The sequence below is a fragment of the Rubrivivax benzoatilyticus JA2 = ATCC BAA-35 genome (assembly GCF_000190375.1).
Classification (GTDB): domain Bacteria; phylum Pseudomonadota; class Gammaproteobacteria; order Burkholderiales; family Burkholderiaceae_C; genus Rubrivivax; species Rubrivivax benzoatilyticus.
The window spans coordinates 1-16,891 of record NZ_AEWG01000064.1; the positions used below are offsets into that span (position 1 = coordinate 1).

General features: G+C 70.4%; 12 protein-coding genes and 1 riboswitch. Of the genes, 8 read left to right on the top strand and 4 right to left on the bottom strand.

The window, feature by feature from the left end; all coding sequences use genetic code 11:
* The coding region (locus RBXJA2T_RS19475) for a hypothetical protein (protein WP_009856687.1) at nt 1-647 on the bottom strand (647 nt) is incomplete at its 3' end.
* Nucleotides 648-934: 287 nt separating this feature from the next.
* Here RBXJA2T_RS19475 and RBXJA2T_RS07250 point away from each other — a divergent pair.
* The 6 genes from RBXJA2T_RS07250 (at nt 935) to RBXJA2T_RS07275 (ending at nt 8,119) form a co-directional block, all read left to right on the top strand.
* Complete coding sequence (locus RBXJA2T_RS07250) at nt 935-2,050, top strand: ABC transporter ATP-binding protein (RefSeq protein ID WP_029718438.1); 1,116 nt, start codon at nt 935-937, stop codon at nt 2,048-2,050.
* A gap of 62 nt (nt 2,051-2,112) precedes the next feature.
* A complete protein-coding gene (gene malE, locus RBXJA2T_RS07255; RefSeq protein WP_009856689.1) occupies nt 2,113-3,306 on the top strand; it encodes a maltose/maltodextrin ABC transporter substrate-binding protein MalE in 1,194 nt (397 codons plus the stop codon).
* A 123-nt stretch (nt 3,307-3,429) separates the two neighbouring features.
* Nucleotides 3,430-4,983, top strand: a complete 1,554-nt coding sequence (malF, locus tag RBXJA2T_RS07260; protein ID WP_009856690.1) for a maltose ABC transporter permease MalF — start codon at nt 3,430-3,432, stop codon at nt 4,981-4,983.
* Nucleotides 4,984-4,986: 3 nt separating this feature from the next.
* The gene (gene malG, locus RBXJA2T_RS07265) at nt 4,987-5,877 is read left to right on the top strand and encodes a maltose ABC transporter permease MalG (protein WP_009856691.1); all 891 of its coding nucleotides are present in this window, start codon (nt 4,987-4,989) and stop codon (nt 5,875-5,877) included.
* Between the two features lie 23 nt (nt 5,878-5,900).
* Nucleotides 5,901-7,589 (top strand): alpha-amylase family glycosyl hydrolase, encoded by a 1,689-nt coding sequence (locus tag RBXJA2T_RS07270; RefSeq protein ID WP_009856692.1) that lies wholly within the window; start codon nt 5,901-5,903, stop codon nt 7,587-7,589.
* A 53-nt stretch (nt 7,590-7,642) separates the two neighbouring features.
* A complete protein-coding gene (locus RBXJA2T_RS07275) occupies nt 7,643-8,119 on the top strand; it encodes a pullulanase-associated domain-containing protein (protein WP_009856693.1) in 477 nt (158 codons plus the stop codon).
* A 105-nt stretch (nt 8,120-8,224) separates the two neighbouring features.
* Here the strand turns inward: RBXJA2T_RS07275 and RBXJA2T_RS07280 are convergent, their stop codons facing one another.
* Together RBXJA2T_RS07280 and glk are read right to left on the bottom strand one after the other, a co-directional pair.
* Nucleotides 8,225-9,499, bottom strand: a complete 1,275-nt coding sequence (locus RBXJA2T_RS07280) for a maltoporin (protein ID WP_009856694.1) — start codon at nt 9,497-9,499, stop codon at nt 8,225-8,227.
* 174 nt (nt 9,500-9,673) lie between these two features.
* Nucleotides 9,674-10,693, bottom strand: coding sequence for a glucokinase (gene glk, locus RBXJA2T_RS07285; RefSeq protein ID WP_009856695.1), 1,020 nt, complete (start codon nt 10,691-10,693; stop codon nt 9,674-9,676).
* A gap of 385 nt (nt 10,694-11,078) precedes the next feature.
* Between glk and RBXJA2T_RS07290 the strand changes: the two genes are divergently transcribed.
* Together RBXJA2T_RS07290 and metH are read left to right on the top strand one after the other, a co-directional pair.
* Nucleotides 11,079-12,989 carry a glucokinase gene (locus tag RBXJA2T_RS07290; protein WP_009856696.1) on the top strand — a complete coding sequence of 637 codons (1,911 nt, stop codon included), beginning with the start codon at nt 11,079-11,081 and terminating at the stop codon, nt 12,987-12,989.
* Nucleotides 12,990-13,001: 12 nt separating this feature from the next.
* Nucleotides 13,002-13,092, top strand: a riboswitch (S-adenosyl-L-homocysteine riboswitch).
* 17 nt (nt 13,093-13,109) lie between these two features.
* Complete coding sequence (metH, locus tag RBXJA2T_RS07295; RefSeq protein WP_081467603.1) at nt 13,110-15,833, top strand: methionine synthase; 2,724 nt, start codon at nt 13,110-13,112, stop codon at nt 15,831-15,833.
* 33 nt (nt 15,834-15,866) lie between these two features.
* Here the strand turns inward: metH and RBXJA2T_RS07300 are convergent.
* Nucleotides 15,867-16,891 (bottom strand): YifB family Mg chelatase-like AAA ATPase (locus RBXJA2T_RS07300; RefSeq protein WP_039956548.1); only part of this gene is annotated, 1,025 nt, incomplete at its 5' end.

The following is a 16,891-nucleotide window of genomic DNA, read 5'->3' on the forward strand; positions in this document are numbered from 1 at the left end:
GGCGCCGCGGCAGGCGCCACCAGCAGCGACACCCAGTCGGCACGCACGCTGCGGCCGTTGGGCGCGGCGATGCGCACGCCGGCGTCGACCGGCGCCGCGCGGCGGCCGGGCTCGAACGCGACGCGCACGCCGGTCGCCAGGTACTGGCTCTCGAACGGCGCCCAGACCATGCCGGCGATCAGCTGCAGGCCGTCGGCGCTGCGGAACACGCGCCCGGTGGTCACGGTGCGCGGCACCAGCGGCCCGAAACCGCCGTGACGCCCGGTGACCGCGAACGCGACGTCCTGCCCGGGCTCGGCCTGGGCCAGCGCCTTGGCCAGCGCCGGCGCGAGCACGTCGAGCTCGTCGGCGGTGAACAGCTCGTCGTCCTTGACGGCGTTGCGCAGCGGCACGAGCAGGGCCCGCAGCTGCTCCGAGGGCACGACGGCCGGGTGCAGCGACGGCGCCGCACCGGGTTCGGCGCGCTCGATGCGCACGTAGTCGTGGGTCGCCGCCAGCACCGTCGACACCACGCGGTCGGCGCTGCTGTCGCGCAGAAAACGCTCGCTGCGCCCACCGGGCGCCTGGGCGAACGCGATCGAGGCGGCGCAGGCCAGCACGGCCGCGCAGGACACCGGGCGCCAGGCGCCGGACGGGAACGCACGCATCGACAAGCTCCTCATGTCTGGAGACGGCCAGTGTCGCACCCCGCGGCCCCGGGCGGCATGGCGCCGCCGCGACACGGCCGAGGGCGAGCCGCCGTAACAATCCTACATCAGCCCGCGGGGTATCACGCTAAGTCCTTGATTCGCAACGATTGACAAAGCCAACCAATAGAGTAAACCCGGTTTCATCGAGGTACACCGATGTATATTCTCTACATCGGCATGCGCCAGGAGCGCAAGGGTCGTGGTGGTCGAGCCCGATCCGGGGCGCGATGGCGGAGGTGCGAGAGGTGGCAGACGTCCGGTTGACGAACGTGAACAAGGCTTTCGGCGAGACGAAAGTGCTTCACGACATCAATCTGGAGATCCACGACGGCGAGTTCATGGTCTTCGTCGGGCCCTCGGGCTGCGGCAAGTCCACGCTGCTGCGCGTGATCGCCGGGCTGGAAGACATCACGTCGGGCGAGTTGCGCATCGGCGGACGCGTCGTCAACGACGTGCCGCCGGCCGAGCGCGGCATCGCGATGGTCTTCCAGTCGTACGCGCTGTACCCGCACATGACGCTGTACGACAACATGGCCTTCGGCCTGAAGCTGGCCAAGATGCCGAAGGACGAGATCGACCGCGCGGTGCACGGTGCGGCGAAGATCCTCAACATCGAGCACCTGCTGGACCGCAAGCCCAAGGCGCTGTCCGGCGGCCAGCGCCAGCGTGTGGCGATCGGCCGCGCGATCGTGCGCAAGCCCGAGGTCTTCCTCTTCGACGAGCCGCTGTCCAACCTGGACGCCGCGCTGCGCGTGCGCATGCGCTACGAGTTCGCCAAGCTGCACGAGAGCCTGAAGACGACGATGGTCTACGTCACGCACGACCAGGTCGAGGCGATGACGCTGGCCAACCGCATCGTCGTGCTGTCCACCGGCAAGGTCGAGCAGGTCGGCGCGCCGCTGGAGCTCTACGAGTACCCGGTGAACCTCTTCGTCGCCGGCTTCATCGGCTCGCCGAAGATGAACTTCATCAGCGGCGAGATCGTCTCGGCCGACGCCAGCGGCGCCAGCGTGCGCCTGCCGTCCGGCGCCGTGCTGCGCGCCGAGGTCGACGCCGCCGCCGCGCGGCCGGGCGACAAGGTGACGCTGGGCGTGCGCCCCGAGCACTTCGAGCTCGGCGCGGAGCACAACACGATCGAGGTCGAGCTGACCTTCGTCGAGTCGCTGGGCAGCCAGACGCACGGCTACGTCAGCTGCGCCGGTGTCGACGAGGCCATGACCTGCGAGCTCGGTGGCGGCTCGACCGCGATCGCCGGCGACCGGCTGAAGCTGGGCATCCCGCCGTCGCACTGCCACCTGTTCGACGCCGAGGGCCGCGCCTTCCGGCGCCTGTACCGCCTGCCGCAGCGCGAGGCCGCCTGACGGCACCCCGCCCCGCGACGCTTTCGTTCCCACACCGTCAAGACAACGACTGAGGAGCCACCATGACGACAACCATCAAGCCGATCGCCGCCGCAGCAGCCATCGTCGCGTCCTTCGCCTTCGCCGGCGCCGCCAGCGCGCAGGAAGCCGGCAAGCTGCTGGTCTGGATCAACGGCGACAAGGGCTACAACGGGCTGCAGAAGGTCGGCGACGCCTTCACCAAGGCCACCGGCGTGCCGGTCACCGTCGAGCACCCGGAAGACGCCCCGGGCAAGTTCCAGCAGGCCGCCGCCGCCGGCAAGGGCCCGGACGTCTTCTGCTGGCCGCACGACCGCATGGGCGAGTGGGCCAAGTCGGGCCTGATCGTGCCGGTCAACCCGTCGAAGAAGGTGCGCGACGAGATCGAGGACACCGCCTGGAAGGCGTTCGGCTACCAGGGCAAGACCTGGGGCTACCCGATCTCGGTCGAGGCCATCGGCCTGGTCTACAACAAGGCGCTGGTGAAGACGCCGCCGAAGAGCTTCGACGACGTGATCAAGCTCGACAAGGAGCTGTCGGCCAAGGGCAAGCACGCCATCCTCTGGGACTACAACAACACCTACTTCACCTGGCCGATCCTGGCCGCCGGCGGCGGCAGCGTCTTCGGCCGTGACGCCAAGGGCGACTACGACCCGGCCAAGGTCGGCGTCAACTCGGCCGGTGCCGTCAAGGGTGCCGAGCTGCTGGCCTCGATGATCAAGAACGGCAACATGCCCAAGGGTTCGGGCTACGCCGAGATGGAAGCCGCGTTCAACAAGGGCGACGTGGCGATGATGATCACCGGCCCCTGGGCCTGGGACAACCTGCGCAAGAGCAAGATCGACTTCGGCGTCGCGCCGATCCCCGACGTCGCCGGCAAGCCCTCGCGCCCGTTCGTCGGCGTGCTCGGCTGCATGATCTCCGCGCCCAGCAAGAGCAAGGACGTGGCCAAGGAGTTCATCGAGAACACGCTGCTGAAGGTCGACTCGCTGAAGACGATCAACGCCGACGTGCCGCTGGGCACGCCGGCGAACAAGGCGTTCTTCAAGGAGCTCTCCAACGACCCCAACATCAAGGCGACGATGGAGAACGCCCGCCGCGGCGAGCCGATGCCCAACATCCCCGAGATGGGCCGCTTCTGGTCGTCGATGGCCTCGGCGCTGGAGAACATCACCAACGGCCGCCAGCCCCCGAAGGAAGCGCTCGACGCGGCCGCCGCGCGCATGCTCGGCAAGTAAGCCGGCACGGCCGGCCACCGGCGGGCGCCCGAGCGGCCCCGCCCGGTGCCACACGCGCGGGGCGGCCTGGCGCCGCCCCGGTTCGAGCGACGGCGCCCGCGAGGGAGGCGCCACGGGACGACGATGGGACGAACCGACTGGGGCCGACTGCTGAAGTGGCCGTTCACGACGGTCACGGCGCTGGCCTGCCTGTGGCTGGTGTTCCGCATCTACGCCAGCGGCCAGCCGCTGTGGGCGGTGGCGCTGCTCGGGCTGTTCGGGCTGGGCTTCTTCGTCTACCTGTCCAACGTCGCCTTCGCCTACCGCTACCTGTTCCCCGGCCTGGCCGGGATGCTGGTGTTCGTCGCCTTCCCGCTGCTGTACACGGTGCAGATCGGGTTCACGAACTACTCCTCGTCCAACCTGCTGAGCTACGAGCGCGCCAGCGCCTACCTGCTGGAGCAGACGACACCCGGCGAAGGCCACGGCTGGGGCTTCACGCTGCACCCGGACGGCGAGCGTTTGCGGCTCGTGCTGGCGCCGGGCCAGGCCGACGACGACGAGGAACCCGAGACCCGCGCGGCGCGCAGCGTCGTCACGCCGGCGCTGACGCTGGGCGGCGCGCAGGAGCTCAGGCTCGAGCCGCTGGCCGCGTCGGGCTACACGCCCGGCGAACCGCTGCCGCTGGGCGCGGTGCTGAAGAACCGCCAAGCACTGGCAGCGCTGAAGCTCGTGCTGCCCGACGACAGCGCGCTGTCCTATGCCGGCGTGCGCGAGTTCGCGCCGCTGGTGCCGACCTTCACGCGTGAAGCCGACGGCGTGCTGCGGCAGACCGCCACCGGCGAGCTCTTCCGCGCCAACCACGACTCCGGCTTCTACGAGAACGAGGCCGGCGAGCGCCTGCAGCCGGGCTTCAAGGTCGGCATCGGCCTGGGCAACTACCTGCGCATGGTCGAGGACCCGGACTTCCGCGGCCCGTTCATCCGCATCTTCGTCTGGACCGTCGTCTTCGCCGGGCTGACGGTGCTGCTGACGCTGGCCGTCGGCACGACGCTGGCGGTGCTGCTGAACTGGGAGGCGCTGCGTTTCCGCACCGTCTACCGCACGCTGCTGTTCCTGCCGTACGCGGTGCCGGGCTTCATCTCGATCCTGGTCTTCAAGGGCCTGTTCAACCAGAACTTCGGCGAGATCAACCTGATCCTGAACGCGCTGTTCGGCATCAAGCCGTCGTGGTTCGCCGACCCGTTCCTGGCCAAGGTGATGATCCTGCTGGTCAACACCTGGCTGGGCTACCCGTACATCATGGTGCTCTGTACCGGGCTCATCAAGGCGATCCCGTCGGACCTGTACGAGGCCTCGGCGATCTCCGGCGCCAAGCCGCTGACCAACTTCTGGAAGATCACGGCGCCCTTGATCGTCAAGCCGCTGACGCCGCTCCTGATCGCGTCGTTCGCGTTCAACTTCAACAACTTCGTGCTGATCGCGCTGCTCACCAACGGGCGGCCCGACTTCCTCAACACCAAGGTGCCGGCCGGCACGACCGACATCCTGGTGTCCTACACCTACCGCATCGCGTTCCAGGACTCGGGGCAGAACTTCGGGCTCGCCGCGGCGATCTCGACGATCATCTTCTTCCTCGTGGCGATGCTGTCGATGGCCAACCTGAAGCTGGCCAAGGTCAACGACGAACGGAAGTAGCGCATGGCCATCGTCACCGGCAAGTCGCAACGCTGGCGCCTGATCGGCGCGCACCTGTTCCTGATCACGCTGATCGCGGTGACGGTGTTCCCGCTGCTGGCCATCGTCTCGATCTCGCTGCGCCCGGGCAACTTCGCCACCGGCTCGCTGATCCCCGAGACGATCAGCTTCGAGCACTGGAAGCTGGCGCTCGGCATCCCGTACCAGGCCGCCGACGGCAGCCTCGTGCAGCCGCCCTTCCCGGTGCTGCGCTGGCTGTGGAACTCGGTGAAGATCGCCGGCATCTCGGCCTTCCTGATCGTCGCGATCTCGACGACCGCGGCCTACGCCTTCGCGCGGCTGAAGTTCCGCTTCAAGACGCAGATCCTGAACTCGATGCTGCTGCTGCAGATGTTCCCGGCGGTGCTGGCGCTGGTGGCCATCTACGCGATCTTCGAGGCCATCGGCAGCTACGTGCCCTGGCTGGGCATCGAGACCCACGCCGGGCTGATCGTCGCCTACCTCGGCGGCGTGGCGATGCACATCTGGACCATCCGCGGCTACTTCGACACCATCCCCGTCGAGATCGAGGAATGCGCCAAGGTCGACGGCGCGACGCACTGGCAGGCCTTCCGCTACGTGCTGCTGCCGATGGCGGTGCCGATCCTGATGGTGGTCTTCGTGCTCGCCTTCATCGGCGCGGTCATCGAGTACCCGGTGGCGTCGATCCTGCTGCGCCAGGAGCACAACCTGACGCTGGCCGTCGGCTCCAAGTACTTCCTCTACGAGCAACGCTACCTGTGGGGCGACTTCGCCGCCGCGGCGGTGCTGTCGGGCCTGCCGATCACGCTCGTCTTCCTGTTCGCCCAGAAGTGGATCGTCTCCGGCCTCACGGCGGGTGGCGTGAAGGGCTGACGCACCTCACCGGACTGCGCCGCATGATGTTCCGCCGCACCTTCGCCGCGCTCGCGGCCGCCCTTGCCGTCTCGTCCGTCTGGGCCGCCGACGAGCCCGCCGCGCGCCCCGGGCGCTTCGCCGACAACCCGATCGTCTACTTCGTCGTCACCGACCGCTTCGCCAACGGCAACCCGGCCAACGACGGCAGCTACGGCCGCACGCGCGAAGCCCGGCCGCAGGACGACATCGGCAGCTTCCACGGCGGCGACCTCGCCGGCATCACGCAGAAGCTGCGCGAAGGCTGGTTCCGCGAGCTGGGCGTCAACGCGATCTGGATCACCGCGCCCTACGAGCAGATCCACGGCTGGGTGGTCGGCGGCAGCAAGGAGTTCAAGCACTACGGCTACCACGGCTACTTCGCGCTCGACTTCACGAAGCTCGACGCGAACATGGGCACGCCGGCCGAGCTGCGCGAGCTGGTGGCCACCGCGCACGGCCAGGGCATCCGCATCCTGTTTGACGTCGTGATGAACCACCCGGGCTACGGCGACATCCAGAGCCTGTCCGAGTACGTCACCGAGCCCGAGACCGACAGGAAGCGCGGCATGCTCTGGAAGGGCTACGAGGCCGCGACGCTGCGCGACTACCACTCGTGGATCGACTACAACGACCCGGCCTGGCTGCAGTGGTGGGGGCCGGACTGGATCCGCTCCGGGCTGCGCGGCTACACCGAAGGCGGCAGCGACGACCTGACGAAGCAGCTCGCCTACCTGCCCGACTTCAAGACCGAGTCGGACAAGCCGGTCGGCCTGCCGCCGTTCCTGAAGAAGAAGGCCGACACCGAGGCGGTGGAGCTGCCCGACACGACGGTGCGCGGCTACCTCGTCAACTGGCTCTCGCGCTGGGTGCGCGACTACGGCATCGACGGCTTCCGCGCCGACACCGTCAAGCACGTCGAATACGCCTCGTGGACGGCGCTGAAGGACGCGTCCACGAAGGCGCTGGCCGAGTGGAAGGCCGCCAACCCGAAGGCCGCGATCGACGACGCGCCGTTCTGGATGACCGGCGAACACTGGGGCCAGGGCATCGCGCGCACGCGGCACTACGACATCGGCTTCGACAACATGATCAACTTCGACTTCCAGCGCCGCGCCGAGGCCAAGGGAGCCGAACTCGAGCCGGTCTACGCCGAGTACGCCCGCACGCTGGCCGCGCCGGCGACGCACAACGTGCTGTCCTACCTCTCGTCGCACGACACCCAGCTCTTCGACCGCAAGGCGATCCTCGACGGCGCGACGGCGCTGATGCTGGCGCCCGGCGGCGTGCAGATCTACTACGGCGACGAGAGTGCGCGCCCCGACGGCCCCGCGGCCTACGGCGACCCGCAGCAGTCCACCCGCTCGGACATGAACTGGGCCAGCCTGGACACGGCGGCGCTGGCGCACTGGCGCAAGCTGGGCCAGTTCCGCGCCCGCCACGTCGCCATCGCACGCGGCCAGCACCGCCAGATCGCGGCCCAGCCCTACACCTTCGCCCGCGTGCTGCCCGAGGACCGCATCGTCGCGGCCATCGGCGCCCGCGGCACGGTGACGATCGACGTCGCCGAGGTCTTCGCCGACGGCACGCGCGTGCAGGACGCCTACGGCGGCGGCCGCGCGACGGTGGCGGCCGGCAAGGTCACGCTCGACGCCGACCCGCGCGGCGTGGTGCTGCTCGAAGCGCTGAAGTGAACCAAGGAGGCCGCGGGTGGGCGGCCCGTTCGAACCCCACCGAAGGAGCAAAGATGAAACGACTCGCCTGGATCGCCGCACTCGGAACCGCCGCCCTGCTCTCGTCCGGCCCGGCCGCCGCGCAGGACGCCGTCAAGGCCGCCGAGGTGCCGGCCGACTCGGTCTCGCTGCACTACTACCGCCCGGACGGCAACTACGCCGGCTGGGGCGTGCACTTCTGGGAATCGTTCGAGAAGGTGCAGGACGGCCAGGTCGTCGGCGCCAAGACCAAGTCCGACGCGCCGATCATGGGCATCACCTGGGGCAACCCGATGCAGCCCACCGGCAAGGACGGCTTCGGCGTGTACTGGCAGGTGCCGGCCAACGAGTTCCGCAACGGCAAGATCAACTACATCATCCACCGCGGTGACAGCAAGGACTGCGTGAAGGACTCGGCCTGGTTCCTGCCGCAGGGCCGCCAGATCTTCATCAACCAGGGCGACTGCACGGCCTACCTGACGCTGGAAGAGGCGCTGAAGGCACGCAAGTGACGCGGCCCGCGGGGGCCGGCGACACGGCCCCATGAAAAAAGGCGCTCCGTCGGAGCGCCTTTTTGCTGGCCGGACGGCCGCCCGAGGCGGCCGTCGCTCAGCTCGTCACCACCAGGCCTCGACCTGGAAGCCGATCGTGCTGCCGTGCGTGGCCGTGCCGAACTTGCCACCGGCGATCGCGCCGGCGTAGATGTCGCGCGCCGCCTCGTTCCACTTGGCGTAGGTGTAGAACAGGCGCAGCTCAGGACGCGCCCAGAAGCTCGGGCCCACCGCCAGCGTCGGCGCGATGGTGAACTTCGTCAGGTTGATCGTCTTCTGGTAGCTGGCGTCGTCGTTCGGCTTGATCCGGTCGTGGCCGAGTTCGGCGACGATGCGGAAGTAGTCGTTGATCGCGTAGACCGGACGCACGCCGGCGGACATCCAGGTGCCGTTGAAGCCGATCCAGTCGTTCTTCGGCGTGTCGGACTTCTGGTAGATGAAGGTCGCCATGCCGCCGAACTTCGGCGTCGTCTGCCAGTTCAGGATTTCGACGAAGCGCCACTTCTTGGCACCGTCGGAGTTGGCCACCTCGTCGGTCGCCGGGTAGCCGTAGTCGAACTGCGCGACGGTGCCCTTCGAGTACTGCAGCGCCGCCTTGTTGAAGCCGCCGAGCACGCCGCCCTTGAAGTGCTGGACCGTGAAGCCCCAGCCGTTGTTGTCGTTGGCGTCGACGCTGGTGTCGGCGGTGTTGTACTGCAGGCCCAGCGTCAGGTCGCCGTAGGCGCCCAGGCCGATGCCGCCGACGCGGAAGTCGTGCCGCGTGGCCGCCGTGTCCTGGCCCATCGTGTTGCGGAACAGCGCATAGCTGAGGTTCAGGCCGCTGTCGCCGATCTTGTAGCCCTCGACACCGAAGCCGGTGCCCGAGGTATCCCAGTAGTAGAAGTCGTTGATGTGGATGTCCTGGCGCTGGTAGTAGCGCTTGCCCACCCAGACCGCCGCACCGTTCATCATCGGCAGGTTCTTCACCTCGATGTAGTTCTGGCGCGCCGCGATGTCACCATCGTCGACCAGGCTCGCGTAGCTGTCGCTGTTGTCGTTGTTGTTGATCGAGTACGACAGCATGCCGTGGTAGATGAACTTCACGCCGTCCTTCTTGGACTCGAAGAGCTCCTGCGTGAAGCCGAGCTCGGCGTAGGTGTCGCATTCGTTGCCGAGGCGGTACTTGGTGCCGGTCAGCCCCGGCGTGCCCGGCAGCGCGAAGCAGACCTGGCCGCCGTCCTCGGAGTTGCTGCCGCCGCCCGAGCGGAGGTAGCCGTTGAAGTCCAGCGCGAACGCGCTGCCGCTGCACAGCGCGGCAGCGGCGGCGAGCGGAAGAAGTCGGGTGTGAAGGCGAGACATCATGAACTCCTCATTCGTGGTCTATTGGTGATGGGGACGGGAAGGGAATTCGGCGGGCGCCCGTCGTGCAAGCCCCGACCCGAATCGCGACCGTCGTCCAGGCGGTCGCGGCTGTGCCGTCGCGCGCGGGGTCTCGCGGTCCCCCGGCCCGACGGGCGCCTGGATGCCACGGCGCGTTCATGCGGCGTGGCCGGTTGAGCCGGCGCGGCGGCGCCGCGCCTCGATGGCCGCGGCGGCGCCATACAGCGCCGCGTACGGCTCGACGATCAGCGCCGTCGGGATCGCCTCGAGATAGGCGCGGAAACGCCCCTTGGACTCGAAACGCTCGCGAAAACGCGACGCGAAGAAGAAGTCGGCGAAGTGCGGCACGATGCCGCCGCCGATGAAGACGCCGCCGCGCGCCCCGAAGGTCAGCGCGACATTGCCGGCAAAGCCGCCCAGCATCGCGCAGAAGGTGTCCAGCGTGGCGGCGCACAACGTGTCCTGGCCGCTGGCGCCGCGCGTGCCGATGTCCTCGGCCGTCAGCTCGGCGGCCGTCTCGCCGCGCACCCGGGCGACGGCGCGGTACAGCGTCGGCAGGCCGATGCCCGACAGCAGCCGCTCGGCCGAGACGTGGGCGAACTCGCCGCGCACGGTGCGCAGGACCTCGGCCTCGAAGTCGTCGGCCGCCGCCAGCGTCGCGTGCCCGCCTTCGCCGGCGATCGCGCGCCAGCCGTGCGCGGTCTCGAGCAGGCCGCCGACACCCAGGCCGGTGCCGGGCCCCAGCACGGCCAGCGTTCCGCGCGCGCTGGGCAGCGCGCCGTGGGCGCGCAGCTGCCGCGGCGCCAGCCCGGGCAGCGACAGCGCGAGCGCCTCGAAGTCGTTGAGCATCAGCAGGCCGTCCAGCCCGAGCGCGGCCTCGCTCGCGGCGCGCGAGAACGACCAGGCGCTGTTGGTCAGCTCGATGCGGTCCTGCCCGACCGGCGTGGCGACCGCGAACGCGGCCCACGACGGCGGGCGCCAGGCAGCCCCGGCCGCGGCCTGCCGCTCGGCCAGGTAGGCGCCCGCGGCCTCGACCGGGCCGGGATGGTCGGCACAGCGCACGCGGTGGATGTCGCGCGGCGCGGCCCCGGGGCCGTCGACGAGCGCAAAACGGGCGTTGGTGCCGCCGATGTCGGCCACCAGCCACGTCTGCCCGGCCGCGGCGTCGAGGTTCACGACAATCCCTCCCCCGCCGCGCTCGACGAGGGCCGGCCGGCGCACACGGCGACGATCGGGTGATGGTTCACGCAAGCCCTCCTCGACTCGAACCAGGCGCGCCGGATCGGCGCCGCTGCGATGCACGGCAAGATGCTTGCAAAGCGGAGAAAAGGTAGCAAAACTACAAGTGCGCGACAAGCCAATGTTGCATGAGGGCAACTGAGGGCTTCCCCCTGACCCCAGGCTCGCCGGGCACGCGGCCTGCTTGGGCTTCCTTGAAGCAGGGCTGTCCTGGCCACCTTCTGGTGCAGGCACCCTTGGACGCGGATCTGACGGGATCGGTAGTCCGGCTACATCGTTACCCCGGCCGCACCGTCAGACGGCCCGGAGCTCGCCAACGGCCATGACGCCTTTCGAACACCCCCGCCTGATCGCCGACATCGGCGGCAACTACGCCCGCTTCGCCGTCGAGGCCGCCCCCGCGGTCTTCGGCCACGTCGCCTCAATTCCCTGCGCGGCGCACCCGGACTTCCATTCCGCGGTGCGCGCCTATCTGGGCTCGCTGCCGGCCGCGCTGGCCGAGAGCATCGAACACGCCGCCGTCGCCATCGCCAACCCGGTCGAGGGCGACCTGGTGCGCATGACGAACTACCACTGGCAGTTCTCGATCGAGCAGATGCGCGAGCGGCTGGGGCTGCAGACGCTGGTCGTCATCAACGACTTCACCGCGCTGGCGATGGCGCTGCCGCGGCTGTCCAACGCCCAGCGCCGCCAGGTCGGCCCCGGCGAGGCGCGCGAGCGCAGCGTCATCGGCGTCATCGGCGCCGGCACCGGGCTGGGCGTCTCGGGCCTGATCCCGACGGCCGACGGCTACATCGCGCTGGGCACCGAAGGCGGCCACGCCAGCTTCGCGCCGCGCGACGAACGCGAGATCGCGATCCTGCGCTACGCCGCGCGCCAGCACGAGCACGTGTCCTTCGAGCGCCTGCTGTCGGGCCCGGGGCTGGAGCTGATCTACCGCGCCGTCTCCGAAGGCCGCGGCGGCGAGCCGCTGGCGGCCACCGAGATCACACGCCGCGCGATCGACGGCGGCGACGCGCTGTGCCTGCAGGCGGTGGAAGCCTTCTGCTCGATCCTCGGCACCGCCGCCGGCAACCTGGCGGTGACGCTGGGCGCCTTCGGCGGCATCTACATCGGCGGCGCCATCGTGCCGCGGCTGGGCGAGTACTTCGAGCGCTCGCCGTTCCGTGCCCGCTTCGAGGACAAGGGCCGTTTCAGCGACTACGTGCGCACGATCCCGACCTTCGTCGTCACCGCCGACAACGCGACCTTCGCCGGCGCCTCGGCGATCCTCGCCGAGCAGCTGCGGCGCATGGACGCGCAGCAGGACACCGCCGTGCTCGGCCTGATCCGGCGCGTGCGCAACAAGCTGTCGCCGGCCGAGCGCCGCGTCGCCGACCACGTGCTCGCGCACCCGCGGCCGACGCTGTCGGACCCGATCGCCGAGATCGCACGCGCCGCGTCGGTCAGCCAGCCGACCGTGATCCGCTTCTGCCGCTCGCTGGGCTGCGAGGGCCTGTCCGACTTCAAGCTGCGCCTGGCCTCCAGCCTGACCGGCACGATCCCGGTCACGCACACCCAGGTGACCGGCGAGGACACGATGCTGGAACTCGGCGTCAAGGTGCTGGGCAACACCGCGTCGGCGATCCTGCAGGTGCGCGACCAGCTCAACCGCGACGCCATCGACCGCGCGATCGACCTGCTGACCGCGGCCGAGCGTGTCGAGTTCTTCGCCGTCGGCCACTACGGCGTCGTCGCCGACGACGCGCAGCTGAAGTTCCTGCGCTTCGGCGTGCCGTCGATGGCCGTCACCGAACACCGGCTGCAGGTGCTGACGGCCAACGTGATGCGGCCGACCGACGTCGCCGTCATCATCAGCAGCAGCGGCCAGGTCGAGGACCTGCTGGCGGTGGCCGACAAGGCTCACGAACGCGGCACCCCGGTGCTGGCGATCACCGCCAGCCAGTCGCCGCTGGCGAAGAAGGCCGACGTCGCGATCATCGTCGACCACCTCGAGGACCCGTCGACGCACGTGCCGATGATCAGCCGCATCCTGCACCTGCTGGTCATCGACATCCTGGCCGTCGGCGTGGCGATGCGCCGCGGCGCCGAGCGTGTCGCCGAGCTGCCGCGCGAGGAGATCGCCGGCTTCGACGAGGCGCCGCTGGAGGCGCCGCCGCCGGGCGCGCGCCGCGCCGGCCCCGGCATCAGCACCGCCGGCCCGCTGGCCCATCTGACCGCGCACAGCCGATAAAATCGCGGGCTCCGCCCCGAGGAGCGTTGCGATGGCGTCGGCCACCAGGCTCGGGGCGAGCCGCGGCGCCCGCCGCGGCCCCAGGCAACGGCGCTCGTCCCATTCCTCCGGAGTGACACGATGACCGCTGCCCTGCCCGCGATGCGCCTGTCGGGCCTCGAACCCGTCTCGATCGGCGACGGGACGCTGTTCGTCAACATCGGCGAACGCACCAACGTCACCGGCTCGCGCGCCTTCGCCCGCATGATCCTCGAAGGCCGCTTCGAGGACGCGCTGTCGGTCGCACGCCAGCAGGTCGAGAACGGCGCCCAGGTCATCGACGTCAACATGGACGAGGCGATGCTCGACTCGGCCGCGGCGATGGACCGCTTCCTGAAGCTGCTGGCCACCGAGCCCGAGATCGCGCGTGTGCCGGTGATGGTCGACAGCTCCAAGTGGAGCGTCATCGAGACCGGGCTCAAGTGCCTGCAGGGCAAGGGCATCGTCAACTCGATCTCGCTGAAGGAAGGCGAGGCCGAGTTCAAGCGCCAGGCGAAGCTGGTGCGCCGCTACGGCGCCGCCGCCGTCGTCATGGCCTTCGACGAGCAGGGCCAGGCCGACACCTACCAGCGCAAGACCGAGATCTGCGCGCGCGCCTACCGCATCCTCGTCGACGAGGTCGGCTTCCCGCCCGAGGACATCGTCTTCGACCCCAACGTCTTCGCGATCGCCACCGGCATCGAGGAGCACGCCAACTACGCCGTCGACTTCATCGAGGCGACACGCTGGATCAAGCAGAACCTGCCCGGCGCCAAGGTCTCGGGCGGCATCAGCAACGTCTCGTTCAGCTTCCGCGGCAACGACCCGGTGCGCGAGGCGATCCACACCGTCTTCCTGTACCACGCGATCAAGGCCGGCCTGGACATGGGCATCGTCAACGCCGGCATGGTCGGCGTCTACGACGACCTGGACGCCGAGCTGCGCGAACGTGTCGAGGACGTGGTGCTGAACCGCCGGCCCGACGCCGCCGAGCGCCTGATCGAGATCGCCGAGCGCGCCAAGGGCGCGGCCCGAGACGACTCGGCGCGCCTGGCCTGGCGCGCCGGCTCGGTCGAGGAGCGCCTGGCGCACGCGCTGGTGCACGGCATCACCGAGTTCATCAGCACCGACACCGAGGAAGCCTGGCGCGCCATCGAGGCCCGCGGCGGGCGGCCGCTGCATGTCATCGAAGGCCCGCTGATGGCCGGCATGAACACCGTCGGCGACCTCTTCGGCCAGGGCAAGATGTTCCTGCCGCAGGTCGTCAAGAGCGCGCGCGTGATGAAGCAGGCGGTGGCCCACCTGCTGCCTTACATCGAGGCCGAGAAGCAGGCGCTGCAGGACGCCGGCGGCGACGTCAAGCCCAAGGGCAAGGTCGTCATCGCCACCGTCAAGGGCGACGTGCACGACATCGGCAAGAACATCGTCACCGTCGTCCTGCAGTGCAACAACTTCGAGGTCGTCAACATGGGCGTGATGGTCCCGTGCCAGGACATCCTCGAGAAGGCGCGTGTCGAAGGCGCCGACATCGTCGGCCTGTCGGGGCTGATCACGCCCAGCCTGGAAGAGATGCAGCACGTCGCCGCCGAGATGCAGCGCGACGCCTGGTTCCGCGAGCGCGGCACGCCGCTGCTGATCGGCGGCGCCACCTGCAGCCGCGTGCACACCGCGGTGAAGATCGCGCCGCACTACGACGGCCCGGTGATCTACGTGCCCGACGCGTCGCGCAGCGTCGGCGTCTGCTCGGACCTGCTGTCCGAGGAGCGCCAGACGGCCTACGTCGCCGAGGTGCGCGCCGACTACGAACACGTGCGCCGGCTGCACGCCAGCAAGAAGGCGACGCCGCTGGTGACGCTGGCCGCCGCGCGTGCCAACCGCGCCCGCCCCGACTGGGCGGCCTACGAGCCGCCGGCGCCGCGTGCGCCCGGCCGGCGCCTGTTCCGCCACTACGACCTGGCCGATCTGGCGCGCGTCATCGACTGGGGCCCGTTCTTCCAGACATGGGACCTGGCCGGCCCCTACCCGGCGATCCTCGACGACGAGATCGTCGGCGAGGCCGCACGGCGCGTCTTCGCCGACGGCCAGCGCATGCTGGAGCGCCTCATCGAAGGCCGCTGGCTGCAGGCCAACGGCGTCGTCACGCTGCTGCCGGCCAACACGGTCGACGAGGACACGGTCGAGATCTACACCGACGACAGCCGCAGCCAGGTCGCGATGCGCTGGACGCCGCTGCGCCAGCAGGGCGAACGCCCGGTCATCGACGGCGTGCCGCGGCCCAACCGCAGCCTGGCCGACTTCGTCGCGCCGCGCGGCGTGAAGCCCGACTGGATCGGGATGTTCGCCGTCACCGCCGGCATCGGCTGCGAGGAGCGCGCCCAGCGTTTTGCCGAGGCCCACGACGACTACTCGGCGATCATGGTCAAGGCCCTGGCCGACCGTCTGGCCGAGGCTTTCGCCGAGCGCCTGCACCAGCGCGTGCGCACCGAGCTCTGGGGCTACGCGCCCGACGAGGCGCTGGCCGTCGACGAGCTGATCGGCGAACGCTACCGCGGCATCCGCCCGGCGCCGGGCTACCCGGCCTGCCCCGACCACGGCCCGAAGCGTGCGATGTTCGAGCTGCTGAAGGCCTCGGAGATCGGCATGGGCCTGACCGAGAACCTGGCGATGACGCCGGCAGCCAGCGTCAGCGGCTTCTATCTCGCGCACCCGGAAGCGGGCTACTTCAACGTCGGCCCGGTCGGCGACGACCAGGTGGCCGACTTCGCCGCGCGCGAAGGCATCAGCCCGGAGGACGCCGAACGCCGGCTGGCGACGCAGCGGCGCTGAGGTCGCCGCGGCCGCGCAGGCCGCGGCATCCGCTCAAGCCACGCGGCCGAGCCCGCGCTGCAGCTGCAGCGCCTCGGCCGTCGCGGTGACGCCGATCGACGCGGCGCCGTCCAGGTCGGCGATCGTGCGCGCGACGCGCAGCGTGCGGTGCAGCCGCCGGCCCGACCAGCCCAGCTTCTCGGCCGCGGCCTGCAGGAAACGCCGTGCGGCCGGCTCGGCGGCGCAGCAGGCGTCGGTGCGCGCGGCGTCGAGCAGGCCGTTGGGCTCGCCCTGGCGGTCCAACTGACGCTGGCGCGCCGCGGCCACACGGGCGGCGACCACCGCCGTGGCCTCGCCGTCGGGCGCGGCCATCAGCTCGGCAGGCCGCACCGCGGGCACCTCGATCTGCAGGTCGATGCGGTCCAGCAGCGGCCCCGACAGCCGGCCCTGGTAACGCGCCACCGCGTCGGCACTGCAGCGGCAGGCGCGGCCGGTGGCGGCGAAAGCGCCGAGCCAGCCGCAGGGGCAGGGGTTCAGCGCCGCGACGAGCTGGAAACGCGCCGGAAACTGCGCCTGGCGCGCCGCGCGCGAGATCGTGATGCGCCCGGTCTCCAGCGGCTCGCGCAGCGCCTCCAGTGCCGCACGCGGGAACTCGGGCGTCTCGTCGAGGAACAGCACGCCGCCGTGGGCCAGCGAGATCTCGCCGGGCCGCGGCGGCGAGCCGCCGCCGACCAGGGCCACCGCGCTGGCGCTGTGGTGCGGCGAGCGCACCGGGCGGCGGCCGAAACCCGCGCCGTCGAGCGCCTGCGGCGCCAGCCCCTGCAGCGCGGCGGCGACCAGCGCCTCGTCGTCGTCCATCGGCGGCAGCAAGCCCGGCAGGCGTGCGGCCAGCATCGACTTGCCGGCTCCCGGCGGGCCGACGAGCAGCAGCGAGTGCTGGCCGGCCGCGGCGATCTCCAGCGCGCGCTTGGCCGCGGCCTGGCCACGCACGTCGCGCAGGTCGGGCGGCGCCTCGCCGGGCTCGGCCGGCGGCGGCAGCGCCGGCGGCAACGGCTCGGCGGCCTCGCCGGGCAGCAGCG

Bases quoted from the DNA above. Each gene is read 5' to 3' on its own strand.
- malE (WP_009856689.1), top strand. From the start codon at position 2,113: ATGACGACAACCATCAAGCCGATCGCCGCCGCAGCAGCCATCGTCGCG.
- malF (WP_009856690.1), top strand. From the start codon at position 3,430: ATGGGACGAACCGACTGGGGCCGACTGCTGAAGTGGCCGTTCACGACG.
- malG (WP_009856691.1), top strand. From the start codon at position 4,987: ATGGCCATCGTCACCGGCAAGTCGCAACGCTGGCGCCTGATCGGCGCG.
- RBXJA2T_RS07270 (WP_009856692.1), top strand. From the start codon at position 5,901: ATGATGTTCCGCCGCACCTTCGCCGCGCTCGCGGCCGCCCTTGCCGTC.
- RBXJA2T_RS07275 (WP_009856693.1), top strand. From the start codon at position 7,643: ATGAAACGACTCGCCTGGATCGCCGCACTCGGAACCGCCGCCCTGCTC.
- RBXJA2T_RS07280 (WP_009856694.1), bottom strand. From the start codon at position 9,499: ATGATGTCTCGCCTTCACACCCGACTTCTTCCGCTCGCCGCCGCTGCC.
- RBXJA2T_RS07290 (WP_009856696.1), top strand. From the start codon at position 11,079: ATGACGCCTTTCGAACACCCCCGCCTGATCGCCGACATCGGCGGCAAC.
- metH (WP_081467603.1), top strand. From the start codon at position 13,110: ATGACCGCTGCCCTGCCCGCGATGCGCCTGTCGGGCCTCGAACCCGTC.